Raw genomic sequence first — 24,293 nt, 5'->3', positions numbered from 1 at the left:
TGAAAGTATACCATGGCTACAAAATCCCCACCACCAAAAATCCGAAATATGTACCTACGGCATTTCCTAAAGTACCCACTAGAATGGCAGGTAGTACCAACTCATTTCGATTTAGTGATTCCGCAATGGCGATGGCACTTGTGCTCCCCCCTACATTGGCTTGGCTCGTTATAGCGACCATATCCCAATCACGAAAGGTCAGACCCCCTATTCCGATAGTGATGATACCATGAAATAATACGGCTAGTGCAGTAAATAGCAAAAGAGTCAGTCCGGTATGTTGAAGTTCCAGAACAGCCTCAATTTCACAATAAGCCCCGATGACCGCCAAAAAGAGGTAGAGCGTATAAATACCTAAACTTCTACTTCCGCCTAGCTTGGAAATGAACGGAATTTGCGCCAAAAGGATTCCGATAGTAGACAGGATCAAGATAAAGGGGATTTGTGGTAAGGCCAGCTTGATCAATTCCGAAACATAAAAGGCCGCTGCGCCTAGAAAAAATAACCATAGCATAGATTCCAAGGTCAAAGCATCCACTTGCTCATGATCCTCTTTTTGGGCCTTGACAGCTATTTTTTTATCTGCCCAGAGTGGTCGCATGATAGCAGGAATGGCCAAGGTCACGATAATCCAAATCGTAGTGATGACATTATCTACAGCGATGGTACCCGCATAAAGGGCACCTTCCTTATGAAAATCGTATTCCAAGGCAATGGCATTGAAGTTAACGCTGCCCCCCGTGTAGGTTCCGGTCAACATGCCTGCGACAATGGCTCCCTTATCCCCTAGAACCGTTCCCGGTGACACTAGGTACCATGACCCCAGAATACCGAGAATGGTGGCCAATGAGCCAATCAAAAACAAGATGATCATTGGGGCGCCTGCTTTTTTGAGGGACGGTAAATTGATTTCCAACAAGAGATAAAAAATACCGATGGAAGCGAGGTATTTAAAAATACCGCCATACAAGGGAATGGAATTCGACGCAGAGGGAATCAATTTGAGATTCGCTAGAACGGCCGTGAAAATAATGACCATAAGAGCGGCGCTTAGTTTACCGCCTAATCTAGTTTTGGCCGCCTGCATCGAGAGCAGTACCATCAAGCACAAAACAGCAAGCACATAAATCGGGTTTTCGATAAAGGACATGGTTAAATATAGTAAACTAACCCATACTATGTTTAGGGAACTTTTAAATCGCGATGTGGACGGAAGTGATTTGCCCTTCGATATTTTCCATATTTTTAGCACATGGAGGGCATCGTTCAGATTTCAGCTGATTTTATTGAGACACATACCAATTTTCCTGAGCTCGTCAAGGCAATAGAGGCAGGATTTTCCGTTGAGAACGTCATCGTTCCACAACGTCATCATCATGATTTTCCTAACCCGGAAGCAATTGAGGAAACGACCTTGTTGTTAATGCCCGCATGGCATCCAGGAAAAAATGCCGGCGTTAAAATGGTAACGATCAGTCCTGAAAACTCGAGATATGGCCTACCTGCTGTTCAGGGAAGTTACTTTCTGATGGATGCCGTCACGGGAAAAATTAAGGCGATCTTGGAAGCCAAAAGTTTAACCACGAAGCGGACTGCGGCTACTTCGGCTTTGGCTTCGCACTATTTGTCGCGAAAAACAGCTTCCTCTTTGCTGATGATAGGCACCGGAGCACTTTCTACTCAGTTGATCAAGGCGCATGCGAGTGTTCGTCCTATTACAAATGTGTATGTGTGGGGAAGAAATTCGGAAAAGGCACTGGCGGTCTGTAAGGAATTGAAAGATGAAAATTTCGAATGTAGGGTGACTTCCTCGATAGAAGAAGTTATAGGAACGGTCGATATTGTGTCTAGTGCCACCTTGTCAAAAACACCGCTGGTTTTAGGGAAGCACCTCAAGCCAGGCCAACATATCGATTTGGTTGGAGCATATCGTAAAGATATGCGAGAAGCTGACGATGAGACCATCAAGCGCAGTTCGATTTTCGTGGATACCTACGGCGGATTACATGAAAGTGGGGATATGTTCGAGCCCCTGAGTACAGGTCTATTGGATAAAGAAGCAATCAAGGGAGATTTGTTTTCACTATGTTCGGGAAAAACAGCGGGAAGAATTAAGGACGAGGAAATCACGTTTTTTAAATCGGTTGGGTTTGCCCTGGAAGATCTGGTTGCCGCCACCTATTACCATAAACAATTCAAGAATGCGTAAAACATATCAAAAAGTAAAAACGGAGACCGATTTCAATCCACCTAAAGATTGGATACAGGTTAAGACCATCGATATGCATACTGGTGGCGAACCCTTACGGGTCATTGTTTCTGGTTTTCCAGCGTTAAAAGGGACTTCCGTATTGGACTACCGACGGTATTGTAAAGAGCACTATGATCACCTCAGAACCGCTTTGCTATTCGAGCCCCGTGGTCATGCCGACATGTATGGGTGTATTTTGGTTCCTCCGAACGATGAAGATGGTGATTTCGGGATTCTTTTCCTGCACAATGAAGGCTATAGTACCATGTGCGGGCATGCGATTATTGCCGTTGCCACCCTAGCTGTTGAGATGCGTTGGATCGAAGTGTTTGAGGGAGATAATACCTTGAAAATTGATGCGCCCTGTGGTCGTATTACCGCCTATGCCCATGTGAAGCAAGGTAAGGTGAGCGGGGTTCGTTTTCACTGTGTCCCCAGTTTTGTAGTGGCCTTGGACAGAAAAGTGGAAGTCGACGGTGTGGAGATTAGTTATGATTTGGCCTATGGAGGTGCATTTTATGCCTATGTCGACATGCAAAAGAACGCTTTTGACTTTGACCTAAGCACTGATTCGTATCGTGAATTGATTCAAAAAGGAATGGCCATCAAACATGCGGTGATAGCGAATAGTTCAGAAGTTGTCCATCCCTTTGAAGAGGATTTAAGTTTTCTTTATGGTACTATTTTTATCGGAGAATCGGATAAAACCGAAATCAGTAGTAAAAATGTGTGCATTTTTGCAGAGGGAGAAGTAGATCGCTGTCCCACAGGATCGGGAGTTTCAGGAAGAATGGCCATTCATAGGGCAAGAAAGGAAATCGATTTTGGAGAAACCATGCGTATAGAAAGTATAACGGGATCTGTTTTCAGGGGATCACTCGTGACCGAGCAAAAGTATGGGCCTTATGATGCAGTCATACCCCAAGTAGAAGGTACAGCACATATCACGGGTGTACACACCTTTTGCATAGATCCTAAAGATCCAATGGCAAACGGATTCTTGTTAAAGTAATCAGGCCACGTTTTCCTTGTGTTGAATTTCGTTAGCCCATGAGATGGCACTGTCCAAAGAGGTAAAGAATTGTAATCGAGCGCTGAAAAAGAGTTTTTCCAATAGGGCATTTAAGTAAGCTCTTTTATTGTAACTCACTATAGCATAAGCTTTTATGTTGCAATCGTTCTTTCTGAATTTAATCCAGTCCGATGGCATCACTGCATATTTATGGACGCGATTACTGATGTAGACAAGCTCTTTTGATCGAGTGCCGTAAATCTCTCTGATGTCATTTACTAAAAGTTTCCCGACGGTATCCCAAGAAACGACCTCTCCGGCCTTGATTTCCGAAATGATAAAATCATCGTAGAGATAAAAGTCGCCGAATGCATAGTTCAACACGTGTAGTGCATTCTGATAATATGAAGTGTCCTTTACAGTTTTCAAACCTTGGTGAATGGAATCTTGCAAAGATGGCCAGTTCAGGCGACACTTTAAATTTAATTTCGATGAAATCAACAGTATTCTCTAGGAAGAACAATTTAGGTTTAATTCAAAAGGTGTAATAGGATAGAGATAAGTGTAAACTATTTTTGTAGTATTGACGCATTTAAAGAGAAAGGGAGTTGCGTTTTAGTACGTACTTTTCCTTTCTTGAAGTTACTGAACACCACATAAAAAGAGCCCCCTAAAATTTTAGAGGGCCCTATATGGTTTACTTGACGAATTGCCAGTAAAATAAGTGGTGAAATAAATAGTCTTTACGCCCTTGAATTGACGTTTTCAAACACGATGACGTCCACATCGCCGTCAATTGTGAGGTCGTTCCCCGTTTCGTTATCGTTTCCGGCAATTACCATCGAAAATGAAAACCTCAAATTGTTCGTGGTGTCGTCAAAGCTATAGTCGGTAATGGTGAAGGTAGTGGCTATACCGTAATTGTTATTGGCAACTTTGTCATTCGTATTGAGCGATCCATAATACTCGTCGTAAAGCGTAATATAGGTGAGGTCGTCCGCAAAAATTGAAAATTCCGAAAACTCTATTTCAAAACTGAAACTTTGCGATGCCAAGCCGGCGTCCAAGACGTCCAAAGAGATGGCAGCACCGTTTATTTCATCAATGTTGGGTGCGTCTAACAATCGTAAAAAGTAGAATTCATGATCGGGATCATCATCTCGAAAGTTGTTATCGTAAAGCTCTGGTGAAATGAATTCCAGATCCGTTTCATAGTCAAAGGCTACGCTATCGGGGCGAATTCCCTGAACCCTCAGGGCTATAGAGCCGTACTCCGCAAACTTTTCAAGGCCAATGGCATCTGCTCCATCTTGACCGTCGGCCCCATCTTGACCATCGGCCCCGTTTTGGCCATCGACACCATTCTGGCCGTCGATTCCATCAATTCCATTTACTCCGTCAATGCCGTCCTCGACACTACAACTCGTTATTGAACTTCCCATAAATAAGACTAGACAAGCAGCACCTAGAATTTGTAAAAAATTGTTTTTCATGATAAAAATGTTTTAAAAGGTTAATTAGATGTGCAGTTTAATGATGCACATGAGGTTATTAATGTTCCTCAAAAACGGGGGCGTTATCGTGAAAGTATTTTTTGGTATGCCGGCGTTGTCCAGCATCTTACAATTTCAAGGATTTAGGACGTTTCTCGAAGCTTTTTGATGTAATCGGTGGGAGTCATGCCTTCGACCGATTTGAAATATTTGTAGAAATTCGATTTAGAGTTGAACCCTGCTTCCAACGCAATGGCCATAATCTTATAGTTTTTGAACTTTGAACCTTGTAACAGTTCTTTGACCATTTCATGGCGGTATTGGTTAACCAGATCGGTAAAGCTCATATTAGCCTGTGTATTGACGATCTTGGATACATAATTTGGTGAAATGTTGAGCTTGTCACCAATATCTTGCAACCCTAGGGATGGATTGGCATACATCTGCTCATTTTCTAATAAATGAATGATTTGATGGTAATGCTCTAATTCTTTTGTTCCGTTTTTTTGTACTATTTTTTTGTTAGAAGAAAGTTGTTTTGTCTTCAGTTCTCTTCTTATTTCAGCCCTTTCTTTGGCCAACTTGGCCTGGTATATGCCGGTATACCCCACCCAGTAGATCCATAAGGTAAGCGATAACCACAATGGATAGAATAGACTTATAGTATCAATGTCGGTCGCCATATCAAAAACGATAAGCACCACCCAACAGACGATGATAACACAGGAGAGTAACAACATTTTTCGTAACCAACCAAGTCTAATGATAAAACGTTCGGGCATTATCTTTTTGGCTGCCCGATATTTGTTTAACAATCGAAACGAAATTACAGCGGAGAGAATGATGGCCGTTAAGTTAACGAGCTCAAGATAAAAATAGTAGATGTTTTTTATGAGCGTCGGCCGGTCTAGCAAATGGGTGTAAAGTCGGACCCCCCAAATAAATAACGATATAATGATAAAGGGTAAGAATAAAAGAAAGTAACGCCTTGATCGTTCAGTCAAGGGTATGGCAGGTTCGACCGAATGCCTAACATAAAGATAGAAGCAAGGAGCCAGCGTCAATGCCCATGGTACATGAAGAATTACCATGGCAGGAAAAGTAGTCATAAGACCAACGTCCCAGGCGTAATAGTTCAAATTGCTAATACTAAGAAAGAGAACAGTAAAAGCTAGAAAAGCGTTTGCCTTACCCTGAAATTTTTTATTGGAAATTACGGCAATAAAAAAAATGAACCCTTGTAAAACTCCAGATAGAATAAGGGTATTAAAAATGTTGAAATTCATGGTCAAGAATGTCAATACGTTACTCATATAACTAGGTAAACTAGCTTGAGATGGAAATCAGTAAAGCACTTTTTGGTCGTAAATACTTGCATCGTGGTGTTCAAAGCGGCTGTTCATCATGACTTTGGATATTCTTTACTTTCAAGACGTCGGAGCACACAAATAAAGTTGCGAAAGTAGATGACCGACAGCTTGGTATAGTCCAATATCTTACAATTTGTGGAAATATAGGACATGTATTTTAGGTTTATGCCATGCTGTTCCATTTGGCATCCTTGAAATCAGGACATCGAAAAAAGAGGTATTTACACATGTGGTTTCATTGCTCTGGTTCTTCCCCTTCACCACCCTTTAAGACCGCATTAAAGACGAAAGCACCGATTTCCTTTACGGGCTCATAAAGTACGGAGTTCTCAAAAGCCGCCCCCTTTACAAGTCCAACGGAAGAATTGACCCGTTCGAAAAAAATCAATATCGCACCTAGGATTACGGCAACCTTCACAACTCCGAAAATCGCCCCGGCAATTTTATTGAGAAGTCCGAGCATGGCGAAATCGGCAATTTTCGTTAGTAGTTTCCCGGCTAGGTGCACAGCGACCACGATTACGATAAAAGTAATCACGAATGCGGCAATGTTGATGTAACGTTCATCCCATTGCATGTTTTCATAGAGGTAATCCCCTGCAACGTATGAAAAATGGATAGCTCCAAAAATACCTGCGATCAGGGCAATGATCGATGCGATTTCGACGAATATTCCGTTTCTAAGCCCCTTATACAGCCCATATAAGAGTAGCAGCCCTAAAACGATATCAATAAAACTCATTGGGAAATTGTTTCAACAAATATAGCGCTTTGATTTGTACCTTTGATATCACGTTTAGCCCATGTGGCAATGGAAAATCAATAACATAAATGTCTAGAGACGAGCAATTAAAAGAACGATGGCAAGAGTTGGTCGTGCGCCTGTCAGCTCAATTTGCAGATGGTGACCCCTTGGAATTGGATGCCATTATATATTTAGTGGGCGTTCAAGAATTAGGTCAATACCACAGAAAATTCAAGAAAGACCATAAGGTCGATTTGATGCATATCGCCATTTGTCGACTTCTGGAACCCTATGGCTACTATGAGTTTGAGTACTATGACGAAGATGGATGGCCGCACTATGTGATTAAGGAAGAATTACCTCCTTTGAAAGCCGGGGAACAATCCGTTTTGATGAAGGAAGCCATTGTGGGCTACTTTTTGGACAAGGAATACATCCGTTAAAATGGGAGGTCGAGAGCCCGGTGAGTCGCGATAATCTGTTTCGAGCCGTATGTCAATAATTGAAACCTAAATATACTATGTACAAAATAGTAGGATATCTAGCGCTTTTGACCCATGTTGTCGGTCTTTCCCAAGCAGTGCACCCACTAGAGCCTGCAACAAACCATTACCTAGAGCTGGGAAAATTGAGTGCCGAGCCCAATTCCGAAAAGGCAGTATTGGATAGCTTGCGGTTCTTCCCTGAAAGTTATAATTCGATGGCGTTGTTATATACCCAACTTAGTCCGGCTTATCTGAGCGCCGACCAAATAAGTCGGTTAAAACAATCCGTTGCATTCCCGGCGAACAGTTCGGAGCAGACTCGTGCCGAATTGGATTTTTTACTGGAGTGGCAATACAAACGTACTGAGAAACAAGAAGAGCGAGCAGCTCAAGTTCTAGCGCCAATAGGCTATTGGCCGCATATAGATGTCATGGAAGACCATCCAAATTATGAAGAGAATGTGCAAGATTTGTTTTTCGAGGGACGAACACTATTGGGTGATGAGTGCAATGCCGCCAATTACCCCGCAACAGCCAAACTGCTCAAGGGCATTACCAAAGATATGCGGATTATGGAGTTCACCGTGAAATACCATTTGTTGCGGGCGAGGCCTTACGTGTTGGAACCACGGTTGAAACCTCTACAGATTATGGGATCGCCTTCCTTTGCAAGCGGTCATACCTTATGGGCATACATTCAGGCCTTTGCGTGGAGTGAGTTGCTACCGGATAAACGAGAGCGGTTTTTGGAACTTGCTTATGAAATCGGCGAATCTCGCGAGATTATGGGTATTCACTATCCGAGTGATGAAGAAGCGGCTCGTCTACTCGCCCATCGCATGTTATCTGCGATGTTCCCTAACCCGCTTTTTATCGATGACCTTAGGGCGGCGAAGTCGGAATGGAAAAAATGAGCAGTAACCTGAGGGCCATAGTTATTTGGTCAGAAGGTTTGATTTAGATGCTGCAATAGAACTACCGTATTGAAGTTTATATAGAAGAAAAGAGCCCTCTGGATGTTCCATAAACACTGATGCCAGTGAAATCGATAAACCCAAAGAATACGAACCGAACTGTTGCCGTAAATCGCTTGTTATTCAAGCTAAAAGTGTTTTTGCGCAAACATCCAAAAAAGCTGTTCCTTTCGACAATTCTTTTGATCGCCTACTATTTTTGTTTGCCAAAGCAGCTCTTCACAACTCCGACCGCTACCGTGATAGAAAGTCGTGAAGGGGTCTTATTAGGCGCGAGGATAGCCGATGACGGACAATGGCGTTTCCCTGTTATCGATAGCGTTCCAAAAAAGTTCGAAACCTGCTTACTTGCTTTCGAAGATGCCTATTTCTACCAACATCCAGGGTTCAACCCGATTTCAATGGTGAAGGCGTTACGAGCGAATATTTCGGCAGGAAAGAACGTTCGAGGCGGAAGCACCCTTACGCAACAGGTGATTCGATTGTCAAGAAATAAAGGACGCTCGTACACCGAGAAACTAATCGAGTTGATTTTGGCGACCCGATTGGAGTGGCGATATTCAAAAGCCGAAATACTCAAGATGTATACCAGCCATGCCCCTTTTGGAGGAAACGTCGTCGGCCTCGATGTGGCCGCATGGCGTTATTTTGGCTTGCAACCCCATCAACTCTCTTGGGCAGAGTCGGCTACCCTTGCCGTTTTGCCCAATGCTCCTAGTTTGATCTATCCCGGAAAAAACCAAAAAGCACTACTGGAGAAAAGAAATAGATTACTGAATAAATTATACGAAGAAAACCACATAGACCGCACCACCTATGAATTGGCCCTTTTGGAAGCCTTGCCTTCCACACCATACCCCTTGCCAAAAATAGCATCGCATTTGGTACAACACGTAGCGAAATCCGAAAAGGGGAAACGAACCAAAAGTACCATTGATGCAACTTTGCAGCGCAATGTGAACACCATTGTGCAAAAACACCATAGGGTACTGGAACAAAATCAAGTGCATAATGCCGCGGTTTTGATTCTTGATGTGAGAACACGTGAGGTGTTGAGTTATGTCGGCAATACCCAGACCTCGGCCATGCATCAAAAAGATGTGGATATGATACAGGCGAACCGTAGTACGGGGAGCACCATAAAACCAATACTGTATACGGCCATGTTGGATGCAGGCGAACTATTGCCTGAAATGTTGGTGGCCGATGTACCGACCCAAATCGCGGGATATACACCGGAGAACTTCAATGAAGATTATAGTGGTGCGGTGGAAGCGAAAAATGCTTTGGCCAGATCATTGAATATTCCGGCGGTACGTTTACTACAATCTTACGGCCTGCAAAAATTCAGGGATCAATTGAACGTTTTTGAATTGGGCGGGTTGAACAAATCAGCAGATCACTATGGGCTGACCTTAATTTTGGGAGGGGCGGAAAGCAACCTATGGGACCTGTGTAAAACTTATGCCAATTTGGCCTCCACTTTGAACCATTTTAACGCCACATCAAGTGAATATTTCGATCAAGAGTTGGCCGAACCCGTACTGAAAACAGACCAAGTAGTCGATTTCGGGGAAAAATCAAGAGAAAAGACGGTTTTTGATGCGGCCAGTATCTACCTCACTTTTGAAGCGATGAAAGAGGTAAATCGACCTCAAGGCGATGAATCTTGGCAGTTCTTCGATAGCAGCAAACAAATCGCTTGGAAAACCGGTACGAGTTTCGGCAATAAAGACGCCTGGGCCATCGGAATAACAACTGACCATATAGTCGGAATATGGGTGGGCAATGCAGATGGCGAAGGTCGCCCGAATGTTTCAGGAGTTTCGAGTGCAGCACCAATACTCTTCGATGTTTTTGACATACTTCCGACTGGCGAATGGTTCCAGAAACCTTTTGACGAATTCACTGAAATCGAGGTATGTGCGGAAAGCGGATTTTTGGCCAGTACGATTTGTCCGATCAAAAAGATCGGTATCCCCGATAAGGAAAACTACGTACCATCATGCAGTTACCATCAAATGGTTTATCTCGATTCTCAAAAGCAGCTACGGGTAAACTCTTCCTGTGCCGAGTTGTCGGATGCAAAAGCGCAATCATGGTTTTCATTACCGCCTTTAATGGAATTCTACTATAAAAGAACCCACCCCTTGTATGTATCGTTACCTCCTTTTCGAAAGGATTGCCTACCTACGAACGCAGCACCTATGGAATTTATATATCCTAAAAATGGAAGCCGCATTACCCTCACCAAGAATTTTACGGGTGATAAAAATGAGATGGTACTGAAGTTGGCCCACAATAAACCAGAAACTGAAGTCTACTGGTACCTAAACGACACCTACCTGCAACAGACCAAAAATTTTCATGAAATCGGAGTACTTCCGAGTGCCGGAAAACACAAAATAACCGCTGTTGATCAACAGGGCAATGAAGTTTATGTTACGATAACGATAGAGTAATCTCAACTTCTTTGTTCCTCCGTGAGAAACCCTTATATTTAATATCCATCACTATGCTACTATATGCTACTATATGCTACTTTATATGTATATTGGTAGCCTAAAAAATAGCTTCATGTCATATATCATTTCGTTAGATCAGGGTACTACTAGCTCAAGGGCATTACTTGTTGACCAAGAGGGACACATACAAGGAATGGTTCAGAAAGAATTCAAACAGATTTTTCCGAAATCAGGGTGGGTAGAGCATGATGCGATGGAAATTCTAGATTCACAAATGAGCGTTCTTTCGCAATTGATCGAAGAGCAGCAAGTGAAAGCTTCGGATATTAAGGCAATTGGAATCACCAATCAACGAGAAACCGCGATCGTTTGGGATAAGAATACGGGCAAACCTGTCTATAATGCTATTGTTTGGCAAGATAAACGAACGGCCGATATCTGTGAGCATATGACTCAAAGCGGTCTTACCGAACATGTTCGTAAGACTACCGGACTGGTTATCGATTCGTATTTTTCAGGAACCAAGGTCAAATGGATTTTGGATAATGTGGAAGGTGCCCGTGAAAAAGCCGAAAATGGCGATCTTTTAATGGGTACCGTGGATAGTTGGTTGGTTTGGAACATGACCAATAAAGCAAATCATGTAACCGATTATACAAACGCCTCAAGAACGTTGATTTATGATATCGTCAACCTGAAATGGGATGACAAGTTGCTCCAATTTTTGGGAATTCCCAAGAGTATGTTGCCCGAAGTCAAACCTTCGGCCCATCATTTTGGCGATTATGAGTTGGACGGGGTTCAAATTCCAATTGCCGGTATCGCCGGTGATCAACAGGCCGCTCTTTTTGGTCAGGCCTGTTTTGCTGAGGGTACCGCTAAAAACACCTACGGTACAGGATGTTTTATGTTAATGAATACGGGTACGACCCCCCAGTTCTCGAAAAATGGATTGCTCACCACGATCGGTTACGGACTCGATGGAAAAGTAGTATATGCGCTAGAGGGAAGTATATTTATTGCGGGTGCTGCCGTGCAATGGTTGCGTGATGGATTAGAGCTGATACAAGACGCGCGCGAAACGGAAGCCTTGGCCGACTCGGTGGAGGGTGAAAATCCGGTCTATGTCGTTCCGGCCTTTGCAGGTTTGGGAGCACCGTATTGGGATATGTACGCTCGCGGTGCGGTTTTCGGATTGACCCGAGATACGGGCAAGGCCCATCTAGCCAAGGCAACCTTAGAGTCGTTAGCCTATCAGACCAAGGATATCCTAAAGGCCATGGAAGACGATTCGGGCATTCAGCTTGAAAATCTTCGAGTTGATGGAGGGGCCTGTGCAAACAATCATTTGATGCAGTTTCAAGCCGATATCTTGGATACAGAAGTACACCGACCCGAGGTCATTGAGTCTACCGCCATGGGGGCCGCATTTTTAGCCGGAATACAGGTCGGGCTTTGGAAACAGGAAGATGTCGATCAAAACCGGCCCATGAACCGCATTTTCAAGCCGACATTCGATCGTGTCAAACGAAAACGATTGTATGAAAAGTGGCAAAAAGCCGTAGCGCGGACCAAGGGCTGGGAAGAAGTATAAGAAACGTTGAACCAACGAGTTTAAAAAGTAAAAGTCCCCTATACGCTTCGTTGAGCAGGGGACTTTAAAAATATAAAATAGCTGTGGAAAAAAGAATGTTCTCAAATCAAGACAGAAAGAAAACAATCGCCAAGTTAGCTAAGGAAGACTATGACCTGGTCGTTATCGGCGGTGGAATAACCGGTGGTGGAATCGCCTTGGATGCGGCTTCCCGAGGGTTGAAAGTGGCCCTGGTCGAGAAAAATGATTTTGCCTCGGGTACCAGTAGCAAGTCTACCAAGCTTATCCATGGGGGGTTGCGGTATTTGAAACAGTTCGATTTCTGGCTTGTAAAAGAGGTAGGCTCCGAGCGGGCCATTGTTCATAAACTGGCACCGCATCTGGTCCTTCCGGAAAAAATGTTATTGCCATTGATCGAAAACGGCTCCTACGGTAAATGGTTGACCTCTATCGGGCTGAAAGTATATGACATCTTGGCCCAGGTTACCGGTGACGATAAGCGCAAGATGCTCGAAAAGAAAGAAGCTTTGAAGTTAGAGCCTTTGCTGCCCAAGAAAATATTGAAAGGGGCCGGGTATTATGCGGAATACCGTACGGACGATGCCCGATTGACTATTGAGAATATCAAGACGAGTTTACGCTTTGGTGCTGAGGCATTAAATTACGCTTCGGTAGAGGATTTTGAATACACCGATGAAAAAATCTCCGGAGTAAAGGTAAAGGATATGCTTTCAGGAAAAGATTTTACCATCAAGACCAAATACGTCATTAGCGCCGCAGGCCCTTGGGTAGATGAGCTTCGAACAGTGAACAATTCAAAGAAGGGAAAACGCCTACACCTGACGAAAGGGGTACATTTGGTATTTCCCAAAGAAAAACTACCCGTAAAGCAGTCGGTGTATTTTGACATTCCCGATGGGCGAATGATGTTCGCTATTCCGAGAGGAAAAGTGACTTACGTGGGTACGACCGATACTAATTTCAATTTGGACAAAGATCACGTACGCACTGATCTGGCCGATGCTATTTATTTGCTCTCCGCAGTCAATAATATGTTTCCGAAGATCAATTTGGAAATGGAGGATATCATCTCCTCGTGGGCCGGATTACGGCCTTTGATACACGAAGAAGGAAAATCGGCCTCGGAACTGTCACGAAAGGATGAGATCTTTACCTCCGATACCGGTTTGATCAGTATCGCCGGGGGTAAACTTACAGGCTATCGTAAAATGGCGGAGCGCGTGGTCGATCGTATTGCCAAAAAAATGGAAGAAGAGCATGAGAAGAAGCTAAAAGAATGTCATACCGATGAAATTCCGTTGGCCGGAAATGTAGATTTTAAAAAATTCAAGCACGTTAAAAAGTATATCACTGCGGTCTATGAACGCATCAAAACCGAAGGTTTTACAGAACATGATGCCTGGTTTTTGGTCACGAACTACGGAAAGCAGACCGAACTGATTCTGGATACTTACGCCACATTAACGGATACCGATAATTATCTGCGTTTGGCAAAGGCGGAGCTCAAGTTCGGAATCGATTATGAAATGGTACAAAACCCAATGGATTTCTTTATTCGCAGAACGGGGCGCTTGTATTTTGATATCGATGGCCTTCGCTCCTTGATGGAACCCATTTTGGGCGAATTTAAGGCCGAGTACGGAGCCGATGAAGCTCAAGTATTGGAATGGCGCGAAGAATTGAACAGGGAGTTGAAAGAACATTCCAACTTTTCAATGGAGCGGGTATAATCTATTTCGGAAAATTGGGTTCTCTTTGAATACTACTTGCTCGGAACGTATTACTGAAATAGTTAATCCAACTTATTTGTCAAGTCCTTAAAGACTTGCTTCACATTTCCTCGTTCATATAAGACAGAATACACGGCATCAATAATAGGGGTCTGTACTTTTTTGTCGAATTTCGTCTTTTGCTCATAGGCCGTTTTGGCGGCATAATAGCCTTCGGCCACCATTTTCATTTCCATCTGCGCACTCTTTACGGTATATCCCTTCCCGATCATGTTACCGAACATGCGATTTCGACTGAAGGTAGAGTATCCGGTGACCAATAAATCACCGAGGTAAGCAGAATTATTGATATTACGCTTCATCTTATGTACACGTTTGATATAACGCTTCATTTCGCGAATCGCATTGCTCATCAAGACACTTTGAAAGTTATCACCGTAGCCCAAACCATGATAGATGCCGGCAGCAAGGGCATAGATGTTCTTCAGCATGGCAGCATATTCCGTCCCGATGATATCATCCGAGATTTTGGTTTTGATATAATGACTGCTGAGGTTATCAGCAACCAATTTCGCTTTATCTTGGTCGGCGCAGGCAATGGTCAAATAGGAGAGGCGCTCCAAAGCAACCTCTTCAGCATGACAAGGTCCTGTGATAACCCCGATATTCTCAAAAGGGATGTGATATTGTTCGTGAAAATGTTCTCCAACAATAAGTCCCGTTTCAGGTACGATTCCCTTAATGGCCGAAAAGATAATCTTGTTTTCCAACGAGACCGTTAGCTTTTGCAGCTCGCGATGTAAAAAAGCGGAAGGAATCGCAAAAATAAGGACATCCGAATGTTGTACCACCGCGTTCATATCGTCGGTCAACTGCAACTGTTCGGTATGAAATTCTACAGAACTCAGATATTTCGGATTGTGTTTTTCCTTTTTTATATATGAAACCGCTTCTGAATTTCGCATATACCAACGCACTTCCTCTTGATTTTCAGCAAGCATTTTTACAATCGCGGTTGCCCAGCTTCCTCCACCTAAAACTCCAAATACCATCCGTTCTATATAACATTTAAATCAGGCTACAAAACTAGCAATTAAAAAAACCCTAACCTTAAGCACTGTTTATCAGATAGTTAAAAAAACGGCATAAGAATTGATATTTGATATACGAATCGTAAATCGAGCATTATGAAACGGACAAAACTACTCTTCACACTTTTAGGACTGGTATTTCTAATGACTTCATGCTATGTAGAAACCATAGTACAAGATGATTTCATTGAAGAATCCGCATTCAACACCGATCAGGTCTTACAGTCGTTTGATCTGTGGTATGTTGATATTAATGCGACCACCGGAAATGGAGAAGTACCTTTTCTACAAAGAGCGTTTACCATTTCATTTATTGACGGTATTATATATGCGAACAATAATATAGTAGGCCTGGGCAAGACCGGTAACGGGTTCGGAATAGATGTCGGAAGTTATGGTACGTTACGGGGCACTGTAGAAATCGATCATGATATCGATGGTCTGTGGTTATTGGATGTTTTTGCTGTCAATGGAAATACGATTGAGTTACGTGATCAACGTTCAGGAACATCCTATTTCTTGAACGGGTATCAAACCGGTAATTTCGACTATGACTTTGTATTTTATGATAACATCAATTACTTTCTTCAAGAGTACGACGCTTGGGAAAAGATATTTACAAGTGAGACAGGTGCGCTGAATGAGTTCGATAATGAGAATTTTCTACAATTCAACCCGACCTTCTTTAGATCGTCGATTGACGCCAATGGAACGCCTATCTCCAATTTACAGTGGGATTTTGAGGGAGATTATCAGGTATATGACGTAGAAAACGATGAAACGCTCAAAACTTTAACACTTGCTTACGATTCTATGGGCAATGATTACTTTGAACTGTACGTTATTAATGATAGTACAATCGAGCTGTATCATCCATCTAGTGAGACGGTATATGAATTTAGAGGAAGAGGATATCAGCAGTACTTAAAATCCGGTAAAAATTCAACCGCGAGGAAAAGAACGAAGATTTCGAATCCTACCATGAAGGTAGAACGAAAGAGAAAAAAATAACAGTATAAAACCAGCTTACGCGCGTTGAGCGTAACTGAAATAAAGATTTTTTGGTTGGTTATTTAGTTAGAAAGCCCCTTGAACAGAAATGTCAAGGGGTTTTTTCTTTTCAAGATTGCGATATCCTGATGGACGCCAACGAATTCGCCCATAGCGATTTCCATTCACTTTTTGCATACCAACTTCAACTACGGGTTGTGGCCCAAGTGTCTTTTTTTAAATTCGGAAGGATTCTCACCGGTCACTTTTTTAAAAGTCCGGTTGAAATACGAGAGACTTTCGAAGCCACAGGAAAAGCAAGTCTCTCCTATGTTTTTCCCCAAAAGTAAAAGCCGTTTGGCTTGGCTGATACGATATTGATTTAAAAACCCGATAAAGGTGGTACCCGTAGCTTTTTTGAAATACCTACAAAAGGCAGGTTTGGTCAAATTTGAGAGTGAAGCCACTTCCTCCACTGTAATCTTACCCTGATAGCGCTCATCTACAAGAGCATAGATTTGCCGAATACGGTCTTGTTCTTTTTTGCGATATCGATTGATATAGGGTTTGCTGTGAAGCAATTCGAACTCCCCGCTTTGGGCGAGCTTCTTTAAGATGTCAAGCGATTGCATAAAAAATTCAAAGGGTTGGAGGCGATATAGCCTTTTTAGAAGTACACCGACTTCGACCTTGGTCTTACCGGAAAAGGCCAACCCGTATTTCGAAAGTTCAAGTAAGCGCTCCAGACTTTGTAATTCAGGAAATTGTGATACGAAATCCTCTCTAAAAAATGGCTTGATGTGCAAGACCTCTTTGCGATAGGAAGTGGTCACCCCATGGTCGAAATTTAAATGCGGAATATTCGAACCGATCAATACAAGGTCGCTATCCGAAAATTGGGAAATATGATCTCCAACATGACGTGTGGCACTGGCCCCTTCAATGTATACCAATTCAAATTCCGGATGAAAATGCCAATAGAACAAGTGGTTCAATTTCGGGTCGTGTAACAACCGAAACGGACTTTTTGATGCCGGTGATATGCTTTCTAATTGTATTTTCACAAACAGTATTAAAAGACAAAATTAGCCTAAATTGGTAATTTATGGTTCTAAAATATCAATATAGTTCAAATTTGTATCAATATTGAGGTTGAAAAAGCCTTGGAACGGAAGTAGTTTTACATCATCGAATTTAAAGTACGAAGCTATGCAACAGACGAAAAGTAAAATTGAAATGGCCAATAAGGCCCACGAAGAAATTCCTGGAAACCCCTCGACCGCTACCAGTAGTAAGATCAACTTAAACAATCGTTCCAATGGAAAACCATTACGTGTATTGAGCGAGGAAGATTGGAATTTCTGGATACACAATGGGTACATTGTAATCAAGAATGCCCTTCCTAAAAACCAAGCAAAAGCTACTGCCGATTTCTTATGGGAATTTGATGAAAAAGACCCCAACGACCCCGAGACTTGGTATGCGCCCGCAAGGGCCGAAATGAAAATGAAAGAACTAACGGGTACGGGTATGGTCGAAGTCTATAATAACCAACATCTTTGGAATAATCGTCAAATGCAACGGGTCTATGATGCTTTCGTCGATGTGTGGGGTACCGAGAAACTATGGGTTACCATTGACAGGGCCAATTTGAATTTTCCGCTGCCACCGGGGGTAGATAAAAAAGGCTTTATCCATTGGGATTATGATCCGGAAACCAAGCCGCAAAATGTGCAAGGTGTGTTGGCCTTGGCAGATCAAACCGATGAAAACATGGGTGGCTTTCAATGCATTCCTTGGCTCTATCGAAATTATGATACTTGGAAGTTGACCCAACCCGAAGATCGTGATCACTTTCAACCCGATATTACCGACTTGGAAGATAAAATCGTAAAAGTGAAGATGGAAGCTGGCGATTTGCTGATTTTCAATAGTACGGAACCCCATGGCATTCGCCCTAATAAATCAAAGGATAAAGTACGTATCGCGCAATACATTTCAATGATGCCTGCAGAAGAAGACAATGAAGAATTGCGTAAATGGCGTATCAATTCATGGAAAAACCGCATCGCCCCTGAAGGCTATGCTTTTCCAGGTGATCCGAGAAATTGGGAGCAAACCAAATACGATACGGCCGAGCTCACTGAATTGGGTAAAAAACTCTTAGGTTTGGAGAATTGGTAATTCAGAGTAAACCACTATAAAAACCAACCATCGTATGCTATCAAGCCTTAGTTTTTGGGATATTGCCATTATCCTTGTCTATTTTGGAATTATCTTATGGATTGCCCAGTGGGCATCAAAAACCAAATCGGATTCAGGCGGAGCGGTCGATTATTTTCTCGCTGGGAAGAACTCGGGCTGGCTTGTTATCGGGGCATCGTTATTTGCATCGAATATCGGATCGGAGATTATTTTGGGGGTTTCCGGCGCGGGTGCACGGGGCAATATGCCCATGGCGAATTTTGAGATAATCGCCTCTTTGGTTCTAATTCTTTTGGGATGGGTCTTTGTTCCCTTTTATTTACGTTCTGGAGTATATACCATGCCCGAATTTCTTGAAAAACGTTATTCTAAAGCGTGTAGAAGTTACCTCTCCGTAATTTCCATTTTAGCGTATGTGATTACTAAAATATCCCTTATCATTTTTGCAGGAGCCTTGGTTTTCGAAACCGTCGGTGTTCCTTTTTGGACCGGCGCCATAGTCACCGTTGTTGCGACGGGATTCTATACGGTTTTGGGTGGACTCAAGGCCGTAATCTACACGGATATGGTACAAGCCTTTATTTTGCTCTTGGGTACCATTGCGGTAACCGTATTTGGCTTGTATGCACTGGGCGGCTGGGACCATATGATAGCGGTAATCACAACGGCCGCGGCTCAAGAAGGCAATCCACCTACAGCACAGTTTTTTAATCTTTGGCGACCAATGTCCGATACAGAGTACCCTTGGACGGGTATGTTGTTCGGGGCTCCTATTTTGGGGGTTTGGTATTGGTGTACCGACCAATATATTGTACAGCGAACCCTTTCGGCCAAAGATATCAACAACGCAAGAAAAGGAGCCCTTTTTGCAGGATATTTGAAGTTACTTCCCGTATTTATCTTTTTTATTCCCGGTGTAATCGCCTATGCCCTTTTACAAGAAGGAGCAATTGAGTTTTCAATGGATAATGCCGATCAGGCTTTACCGGCCATGATCAACGGATTTTTGCCAACAGGATTAAAAGGCTTGGCCATTGCCGGGTTATTGGCAGCGCTGATGAGTTCCCTTTCTTCAGCCTTTAATTCGAGTTCGACACTACTCACCATCGATTTCTATCAAAAGTATAGACCGAACGCCAATCAAAAAGACCTGGTCCGTTTTGGCCGATTGGCAACGGTAGTATTGGTGGTGGTCAGCCTTGGATGGATTCCTTTTATGAAAGCGCTTATGGGAGGCGGAATTTTTCATTACCTCCAAAGTATCCAAGCATATATTTCTCCACCGATAGCCGCGGTTTTTCTCTTCGGTCTGTTTTATAAATGGATTAATGCACGTGGTGCTATTGTGGCATTGTGGGTAGGCTTTGTCATCGGGGTTTTTAGATTAATTGCTGAATTTCTTGCGAATGAAGGAACGATCGTAGTGGGAGAAGGTTCATTTTTAGGAATATTTCTAGGTATTAATTTCTTGCACTTCGCCTTGTTCCTATTCCTTTTTTGCGCGATGATTTTGATGATGGTCAGCAAGATGACCCCTGCACAGCCGGTAGAACGGTTAGAACTGGTTACGTTTAAAAAACGTGCGGAAAGACCTGTATTCAAGTGGTCTTCTGATATGACACTTACCGTTGTATTAGTGGCGCTTGTACTACTATTATGGGGGGTATTCAGTACATGGGGTATCGCCGGATAAGAATATTTGGAAAACGATGGATTTACAACTTCAGGAAAAAACTGCTTTTATTACAGGTGCTACTGCGGGGATTGGCTTTGCTACTGCGCAATCGTTGGCAAGAGAAGGGGCGAGAATTATTCTTAACGGAAGGGCTGAGGAAAAGTTAAATCGATCGATTCGAAAATTACAACAAGCGTATCCTGAGGCTTCCATTTCAGGCTTGGCTGCGAATTTTAGTAAACCCAATGAAGTGAGAGCGTTACTTGAAAAGCTGCCGGCAATAGACATCCTAATTAACAACGTGGGCATGTATGAATCGGGGTCTTTCTTTGAGGAAGGAGAAGAAGATTGGTATCGACAATTCGAAGTTAATGTGATGAGCGGTGTTCGTTTGTCAAAAGAATTGCTTCCAAAGATGCTCTCCAACAATTGGGGGCGTATTCTATTCATTTCTAGCGAATGTGCGACTTTGGTTCCGGTCGATTTGATTCCATATAGTATGACCAAAGCAGCTGTTTTATCCGTTTCAAGAGGATTGGCACAGTTGACCAAAGGTTCTGGGGTGACCGTAAATACCGTAGTTCCAGGTTCTACTTTGTCAGAGGGAGCAGAGTTATTTTTGGAAAATACAGCGAAGAAGGAAGGCAAGACCAAAGCGCAGGTAGAGGAAGCCTTTTTTACGGAAGTCCGCACTTCTTCACTACTACAGCGTTTTGCTAAAGTAGAAGAAGTAGCAAATACGATAACCTATTTGACGAGCCCACTTTCTTCGGCCACCAATGGTGTGGCTATCAAGGTTGATGGGGGTAGTATGGGAGGAATTATATAGTTGAACAATTCATATTTCTAAAACAAAGTAAATGAGCAGAACAAAAATTGCATTCGGAATTATTTTGGCCAGTTGTCTAGTACAATTATCATGTGGCGAAGCAAAGGACGAACAAAAACAAGCTAAAAAAATGGAAAGCACAGTAATGGAAGAACAAGTCAAACAAGAAGAACGACTACGTCATGTGGTTATCTTCAAATTCAAGGATGATGCCAGTGATGAGGATGTGCAGAAGTTAAATGATGGCTTCAATGCGTTACCCACACACATTTCAGCCATTAAAGATTTCGAATGGGGATTAAATGATAGTCCGGAAGATTTTCATCAAGGCTTTACCCATTGCTATATGTTGACCTTTGCTTCAGAAAAAGATAGGGACAGTATTTATACACCACATCCAAAACATCAAGAATTCGTGGCAAGCCTACAGCCGCATATTGAAAAGGTATTCGTTGTCGATTATTGGGCAAAATAATCAACGTTCAAGAAAGTCTTGGAAATGAGGTTTTCGAATAAATAGCACTATTACAAGGCAATAAGTCCTATTTTTGCGAGCTTAATTCGACGGCAGATGAAAAAGTACCTCAATCTTTTCGATTTTAAGCAAAAAGTAGATTATAAGACCGAAATTCTTTCGGGTTTGACGGTGGCCTTGGCGTTGGTTCCAGAGGCTATTGCCTTTGCGTTGATCCCAGGTTTTTCCCCTTTGACAGGGTTGTACGCGGCTTTTATCCTCTGTTTGGTGACATCTATCTTAGGTGGTCGACCGGGTATGATTTCTGGTGCGACAGGAGCTGTAGCGGTTATTTTCGTGGGTTTGATTCTAGAGCTTAAAAGAAATTTTCCTGGAATAGAACCCGAGACCATTTTGAATTATGTTTTCGCTACGGTAATCATAGCGGGACTATTACAGATCGGGGCAGGTCTGCTTCGACTTGGTAAATTCATACGCCTAGTACCACACCCCGTAATGTTCGGATTCGTCAACGGATTGGCGATTATCATTTTCATGGCCCAATTTCCGAATTTTTATAAAAAAGAATCGGAGACCTTACTCAGTGGCTCATCAATGTATATCATGCTCGGGTTGACCCTTTTGACGATGTTGATTATTTGGGGGCTTCCGAAGTTGACCAAAGCCGTACCCTCATCTTTAGTGGCTATTGTGGTCGTTTCTGCAATCGTCATCGGATTTGGTGTCGATACGTTGACCGTGGCCGATACTATGCGCGAAGGGGAGAGCATTAAAGGAGGGTTGCCGCCCCTTTCCATTCCCCAAATTCCATTCACTTGGCAGACCTTCACTATTATTTTTCCGTATGCCGCGATCGTAGCCGGGGTGGGTCTTATTGAGAGCTTGTTGACCTTGAATATCATTGATGAGATTACGGAGACTCGAGGTAGTGGCAATAAGGAATGTGTGGCTCAAGGTACCGCAAATATACTATCAGGCTTTCTATCGGGTATGGGGGGCTGTGCAATGATAGGGCAGAGTCTGATCAACACCTCTTCAGGGGCCAGGGCCCGTCTTTCTGGAATTACCGCTGCCGTAATGCTATTGGTTTTCATCATGTTTGGATCGAGCCTCATCGAGCGTCTTCCCATGGCAGCATTGGTAGGTCTGATGTTCATGGTAGCTATCGGAACCTTTGAATGGGCAAGTTTTAAGACTTTTGGAAAAATGCCTAAATCAGATGTTGTGGTTATGGTATTGGTCACCTTGATTACCGCAATTACACACAACTTGGCCATAGCCGTATTATTGGGAGTCGTGATTTCCGCTTTAGCCTATTCTTGGGAAAATGCCAAACGTATCCGGGCTAGAAAATATGTGGATGAGCATGGAATCAAGCACTATGAGATTTTTGGACCCTTATTTTTCGGATCAACTACGCTATTTGCAGAGAAATTCGATATTCAGAACGATCCTGAAGAAGTCATTATCGATTTTGCGGAAAGCCGTATTGCCGATATGTCGGGTATCGAAGCCTTGAATAAGATTACGGAGCGCTATAAAAAAGCAGGAAAAAAAATTCATTTAAGGCATTTGAGTAAAGACTGTATTCGACTTTTGGGAAATGCCGAAAATATAATCGATGTCAATGTGTTGGAAGACCCTACTTATAAGGTGGTCGTGGATCGTGTGCAGAAGAAAAACGGGGTTGAGGCTGAGGATCCGTGGAATCTCTGGGGCTTTTGATACCCAGCACTATTTTCTTTTTGAACTCGTGTAACTGCCGCCCCACCCAAACCAGTATTTAGCTGAAATCTGCTGCTGAATTCGGTGTAGTTTATTCTCCAATACCTTTTGTTCCGGTTGAATAAGTTTTTCTGTGCTCATAATGTAATAGTTTAAAAGGTCCGTTTGTTATAAAGACGAACACTACTTAGGGAAAAGGACAAAGTTTTGTTAAAATTTTTAAAATAATAGAATTGAGGCCCGGTTGAGTGCTTGTCTGCGCTTTCACTAAAGGAGGTGAAGTCGAAGTAGATTGCGACAATGAATCAACCTAAAAGCTGAGCCCGAAACACTTTTGGTGTTTTACCCAAGTATAATTTGAAGGTTTTGGAGAAATGGCTCTGATCGGCAAAATGACATAAATAGGCAATTTCGGTGAGGGATAGCTTGGGGTCGAGCAGATACATCAGGGCGCTCTTTATTTTCCGTTGCCTGATGTAATCGCCTAAGGTGGCTGAAAAATAACGCGGAATAGTTCTAGAGAGATGAACAGGGTGTACTCCCAATTCATTTGATAACGAACTTAGGTTGAGCATGTCGTCATTATCTGAATGCAGTATTTCCTTTAAGGAGGAAACCCAAGGCGGCGTATTGTCGTATGCCAACAGTTGTTCATTTTGGGTAGTTTCACAGAGCTGTAGCAATAAGAGGTCAATAGAGAGCTCAGAGTAAGGATCTTGGCATTTGAATTCAAAATAAATCTTTCCCAAGAGATGGTGCATCATTGGGTTTTCGATAGTCTGACTTCCTTCCCAAAGGTCGACATTGAGCTTCTTGCGCTCATACCACGTACGCTCGAATTCGATGTGGAACCCTCTGGCAAGGTTTGATTCCTTACTATTATAATGAGACTCGTTCCAGTTATGCAGTAATAGACTTCCAGAACTACAGTTGGTTTTCCGGTGTTTGTTCACATCGTATACCTGCCCCTCTATAATATACATGAAGTACGGATTCTCATGATAGTGCCAATCGGTACGGGAAGTGAGGTAGTCATATTCCGAGAGAATGATGCCCTTGTTATCGAGTTCCATTTTTTTTTCTCCGTAGTATTTCCCTTTGGTTAGGACTTTCATGAAACAACTATTGTCGATTAACTACTATATAGACGCGATTTTCGGGCT

Annotated in this window: 22 protein-coding genes; 13 read left to right on the top strand and 9 right to left on the bottom strand. The window is 42.8% G+C overall.

All coding sequences use genetic code 11. The features are described from left to right. Nucleotides 1–16: 16 nt before the first annotated feature. Nucleotides 17–1,150, bottom strand: coding sequence for a DUF819 family protein (locus ACKWCA_RS04155; RefSeq protein WP_413976876.1), 1,134 nt, complete (start codon nucleotides 1,148–1,150; stop codon nucleotides 17–19). A gap of 102 nt (nucleotides 1,151–1,252) precedes the next feature. Between ACKWCA_RS04155 and lhpI the strand changes: the two genes are divergently transcribed. Further along, on the top strand, nucleotides 1,253–2,209 hold the full coding sequence (gene lhpI / locus ACKWCA_RS04150; protein WP_413976875.1) for a bifunctional Delta(1)-pyrroline-2-carboxylate/Delta(1)-piperideine-2-carboxylate reductase: 957 nt from the start codon (nucleotides 1,253–1,255) through the stop codon (nucleotides 2,207–2,209). Beyond that, a complete protein-coding gene (locus ACKWCA_RS04145) occupies nucleotides 2,202–3,263 on the top strand; it encodes a proline racemase family protein (protein WP_413976874.1) in 1,062 nt (353 codons plus the stop codon). The genes lhpI and ACKWCA_RS04145 overlap by 8 nt, the downstream gene beginning before the upstream one ends. On the opposite strand, the gene ACKWCA_RS04140 is transcribed toward ACKWCA_RS04145, so the two are convergent. The 4 genes from ACKWCA_RS04140 to ACKWCA_RS04125 all read right to left on the bottom strand — a co-directional run bounded on the left by ACKWCA_RS04140 (nucleotide 3,264) and on the right by ACKWCA_RS04125 (nucleotide 6,868). Continuing rightward, on the bottom strand, nucleotides 3,264–3,692 hold the full coding sequence (locus ACKWCA_RS04140) for a hypothetical protein (RefSeq protein WP_413976873.1): 429 nt from the start codon (nucleotides 3,690–3,692) through the stop codon (nucleotides 3,264–3,266). It lies immediately after the preceding gene. A gap of 314 nt (nucleotides 3,693–4,006) precedes the next feature. Next, a complete protein-coding gene (locus ACKWCA_RS04135; protein ID WP_413976872.1) occupies nucleotides 4,007–4,756 on the bottom strand; it encodes a hypothetical protein in 750 nt (249 codons plus the stop codon). Nucleotides 4,757–4,899: 143 nt separating this feature from the next. Beyond that, nucleotides 4,900–6,069, bottom strand: coding sequence for a helix-turn-helix domain-containing protein (locus ACKWCA_RS04130; RefSeq protein ID WP_413976871.1), 1,170 nt, complete (start codon nucleotides 6,067–6,069; stop codon nucleotides 4,900–4,902). Nucleotides 6,070–6,361: 292 nt separating this feature from the next. Beyond that, nucleotides 6,362–6,868, bottom strand: a complete 507-nt coding sequence (locus ACKWCA_RS04125; protein WP_413976870.1) for a CvpA family protein — start codon at nucleotides 6,866–6,868, stop codon at nucleotides 6,362–6,364. 89 nt (nucleotides 6,869–6,957) lie between these two features. On the opposite strand from ACKWCA_RS04125, the gene ACKWCA_RS04120 reads away from it, so the two are divergent. From ACKWCA_RS04120 to ACKWCA_RS04100, 5 genes are all read left to right on the top strand, one after another. Continuing rightward, the gene (locus tag ACKWCA_RS04120; RefSeq protein ID WP_413976869.1) at nucleotides 6,958–7,314 is read left to right on the top strand and encodes a hypothetical protein; all 357 of its coding nucleotides are present in this window, start codon (nucleotides 6,958–6,960) and stop codon (nucleotides 7,312–7,314) included. A 77-nt stretch (nucleotides 7,315–7,391) separates the two neighbouring features. After that, nucleotides 7,392–8,270, top strand: coding sequence for a phosphatase PAP2 family protein (locus ACKWCA_RS04115; protein ID WP_413976868.1), 879 nt, complete (start codon nucleotides 7,392–7,394; stop codon nucleotides 8,268–8,270). A 119-nt stretch (nucleotides 8,271–8,389) separates the two neighbouring features. Further along, nucleotides 8,390–10,792, top strand: coding sequence for a penicillin-binding protein 1C (gene pbpC, locus ACKWCA_RS04110; protein ID WP_413976867.1), 2,403 nt, complete (start codon nucleotides 8,390–8,392; stop codon nucleotides 10,790–10,792). 115 nt (nucleotides 10,793–10,907) lie between these two features. Further along, on the top strand, nucleotides 10,908–12,389 hold the full coding sequence (gene glpK, locus ACKWCA_RS04105) for a glycerol kinase GlpK (RefSeq protein WP_413976866.1): 1,482 nt from the start codon (nucleotides 10,908–10,910) through the stop codon (nucleotides 12,387–12,389). 95 nt (nucleotides 12,390–12,484) lie between these two features. Then, a complete protein-coding gene (locus ACKWCA_RS04100; protein ID WP_413977120.1) occupies nucleotides 12,485–14,140 on the top strand; it encodes a glycerol-3-phosphate dehydrogenase/oxidase in 1,656 nt (551 codons plus the stop codon). A gap of 62 nt (nucleotides 14,141–14,202) precedes the next feature. Here the strand turns inward: ACKWCA_RS04100 and ACKWCA_RS04095 are convergent, their stop codons facing one another. Further along, entirely contained in the window at nucleotides 14,203–15,192 is a 990-nt protein-coding gene (locus ACKWCA_RS04095; protein ID WP_413976865.1) for an NAD(P)H-dependent glycerol-3-phosphate dehydrogenase, read from the bottom strand. A gap of 135 nt (nucleotides 15,193–15,327) precedes the next feature. Between ACKWCA_RS04095 and ACKWCA_RS04090 the strand changes: the two genes are divergently transcribed. Next, complete coding sequence (locus ACKWCA_RS04090) at nucleotides 15,328–16,242, top strand: nicotinic acid mononucleotide adenyltransferase (RefSeq protein ID WP_413976864.1); 915 nt, start codon at nucleotides 15,328–15,330, stop codon at nucleotides 16,240–16,242. 188 nt (nucleotides 16,243–16,430) lie between these two features. Here ACKWCA_RS04090 and ACKWCA_RS04085 read toward each other — a convergent pair whose 3' ends face one another. Further along, nucleotides 16,431–17,285: a helix-turn-helix transcriptional regulator gene (locus ACKWCA_RS04085; RefSeq protein ID WP_413976863.1), complete on the bottom strand. Its 855-nt coding sequence runs from the start codon at nucleotides 17,283–17,285 to the stop codon at nucleotides 16,431–16,433. Nucleotides 17,286–17,430: 145 nt separating this feature from the next. Between ACKWCA_RS04085 and ACKWCA_RS04080 the strand changes: the two genes are divergently transcribed. From ACKWCA_RS04080 to ACKWCA_RS04060, 5 genes are all read left to right on the top strand, one after another. Beyond that, on the top strand, nucleotides 17,431–18,405 hold the full coding sequence (locus tag ACKWCA_RS04080; protein WP_413976862.1) for a phytanoyl-CoA dioxygenase family protein: 975 nt from the start codon (nucleotides 17,431–17,433) through the stop codon (nucleotides 18,403–18,405). Nucleotides 18,406–18,439: 34 nt separating this feature from the next. Further along, nucleotides 18,440–20,119: a sodium:solute symporter gene (locus tag ACKWCA_RS04075; protein WP_413976861.1), complete on the top strand. Its 1,680-nt coding sequence runs from the start codon at nucleotides 18,440–18,442 to the stop codon at nucleotides 20,117–20,119. A 16-nt stretch (nucleotides 20,120–20,135) separates the two neighbouring features. Beyond that, on the top strand, nucleotides 20,136–20,930 hold the full coding sequence (locus tag ACKWCA_RS04070; RefSeq protein WP_413976860.1) for an SDR family NAD(P)-dependent oxidoreductase: 795 nt from the start codon (nucleotides 20,136–20,138) through the stop codon (nucleotides 20,928–20,930). Between the two features lie 31 nt (nucleotides 20,931–20,961). After that, nucleotides 20,962–21,405 (top strand): Dabb family protein, encoded by a 444-nt coding sequence (locus ACKWCA_RS04065; RefSeq protein WP_413976859.1) that lies wholly within the window; start codon nucleotides 20,962–20,964, stop codon nucleotides 21,403–21,405. A gap of 96 nt (nucleotides 21,406–21,501) precedes the next feature. Continuing rightward, complete coding sequence (locus ACKWCA_RS04060) at nucleotides 21,502–23,130, top strand: SulP family inorganic anion transporter (RefSeq protein ID WP_413976858.1); 1,629 nt, start codon at nucleotides 21,502–21,504, stop codon at nucleotides 23,128–23,130. A 9-nt stretch (nucleotides 23,131–23,139) separates the two neighbouring features. Here the strand turns inward: ACKWCA_RS04060 and ACKWCA_RS04055 are convergent, their stop codons facing one another. Both ACKWCA_RS04055 and ACKWCA_RS04050 read right to left on the bottom strand, forming a co-directional pair. After that, nucleotides 23,140–23,271 (bottom strand): hypothetical protein, encoded by a 132-nt coding sequence (locus tag ACKWCA_RS04055; RefSeq protein WP_413976857.1) that lies wholly within the window; start codon nucleotides 23,269–23,271, stop codon nucleotides 23,140–23,142. A gap of 164 nt (nucleotides 23,272–23,435) precedes the next feature. Then, the gene (locus ACKWCA_RS04050) at nucleotides 23,436–24,245 is read right to left on the bottom strand and encodes a helix-turn-helix transcriptional regulator (RefSeq protein WP_413976856.1); all 810 of its coding nucleotides are present in this window, start codon (nucleotides 24,243–24,245) and stop codon (nucleotides 23,436–23,438) included. Nucleotides 24,246–24,293 lie beyond the last annotated feature (48 nt).

The organism is Maribacter corallii, assembly GCF_047345415.1.
Lineage (GTDB): Bacteria > Bacteroidota > Bacteroidia > Flavobacteriales > Flavobacteriaceae > Maribacter_C.
This window is presented reverse-complemented; position numbering and strand designations above follow the sequence as displayed.

What these genes read in the sequence shown, in the direction of transcription:
- ACKWCA_RS04155 (WP_413976876.1), bottom strand. Translation starts at nt 1,150, where the DNA reads ATGTCCTTTATCGAAAACCCGATTTATGTGCTTGCTGTTTTGTGCTTG.
- lhpI (WP_413976875.1), top strand. Translation starts at nt 1,253, where the DNA reads ATGGAGGGCATCGTTCAGATTTCAGCTGATTTTATTGAGACACATACC.
- ACKWCA_RS04145 (WP_413976874.1), top strand. Translation starts at nt 2,202, where the DNA reads ATGCGTAAAACATATCAAAAAGTAAAAACGGAGACCGATTTCAATCCA.
- ACKWCA_RS04135 (WP_413976872.1), bottom strand. Translation starts at nt 4,756, where the DNA reads ATGAAAAACAATTTTTTACAAATTCTAGGTGCTGCTTGTCTAGTCTTA.
- ACKWCA_RS04130 (WP_413976871.1), bottom strand. Translation starts at nt 6,069, where the DNA reads ATGAGTAACGTATTGACATTCTTGACCATGAATTTCAACATTTTTAAT.
- ACKWCA_RS04125 (WP_413976870.1), bottom strand. Translation starts at nt 6,868, where the DNA reads ATGAGTTTTATTGATATCGTTTTAGGGCTGCTACTCTTATATGGGCTG.
- ACKWCA_RS04120 (WP_413976869.1), top strand. Translation starts at nt 6,958, where the DNA reads ATGTCTAGAGACGAGCAATTAAAAGAACGATGGCAAGAGTTGGTCGTG.
- ACKWCA_RS04115 (WP_413976868.1), top strand. Translation starts at nt 7,392, where the DNA reads ATGTACAAAATAGTAGGATATCTAGCGCTTTTGACCCATGTTGTCGGT.
- pbpC (WP_413976867.1), top strand. Translation starts at nt 8,390, where the DNA reads ATGCCAGTGAAATCGATAAACCCAAAGAATACGAACCGAACTGTTGCC.
- glpK (WP_413976866.1), top strand. Translation starts at nt 10,908, where the DNA reads ATGTCATATATCATTTCGTTAGATCAGGGTACTACTAGCTCAAGGGCA.
- ACKWCA_RS04100 (WP_413977120.1), top strand. Translation starts at nt 12,485, where the DNA reads ATGTTCTCAAATCAAGACAGAAAGAAAACAATCGCCAAGTTAGCTAAG.
- ACKWCA_RS04095 (WP_413976865.1), bottom strand. Translation starts at nt 15,192, where the DNA reads ATGGTATTTGGAGTTTTAGGTGGAGGAAGCTGGGCAACCGCGATTGTA.
- ACKWCA_RS04090 (WP_413976864.1), top strand. Translation starts at nt 15,328, where the DNA reads ATGAAACGGACAAAACTACTCTTCACACTTTTAGGACTGGTATTTCTA.
- ACKWCA_RS04080 (WP_413976862.1), top strand. Translation starts at nt 17,431, where the DNA reads ATGCAACAGACGAAAAGTAAAATTGAAATGGCCAATAAGGCCCACGAA.
- ACKWCA_RS04075 (WP_413976861.1), top strand. Translation starts at nt 18,440, where the DNA reads ATGCTATCAAGCCTTAGTTTTTGGGATATTGCCATTATCCTTGTCTAT.
- ACKWCA_RS04070 (WP_413976860.1), top strand. Translation starts at nt 20,136, where the DNA reads ATGGATTTACAACTTCAGGAAAAAACTGCTTTTATTACAGGTGCTACT.
- ACKWCA_RS04065 (WP_413976859.1), top strand. Translation starts at nt 20,962, where the DNA reads ATGAGCAGAACAAAAATTGCATTCGGAATTATTTTGGCCAGTTGTCTA.
- ACKWCA_RS04060 (WP_413976858.1), top strand. Translation starts at nt 21,502, where the DNA reads ATGAAAAAGTACCTCAATCTTTTCGATTTTAAGCAAAAAGTAGATTAT.
- ACKWCA_RS04055 (WP_413976857.1), bottom strand. Translation starts at nt 23,271, where the DNA reads ATGAGCACAGAAAAACTTATTCAACCGGAACAAAAGGTATTGGAGAAT.
- ACKWCA_RS04050 (WP_413976856.1), bottom strand. Translation starts at nt 24,245, where the DNA reads ATGAAAGTCCTAACCAAAGGGAAATACTACGGAGAAAAAAAAATGGAA.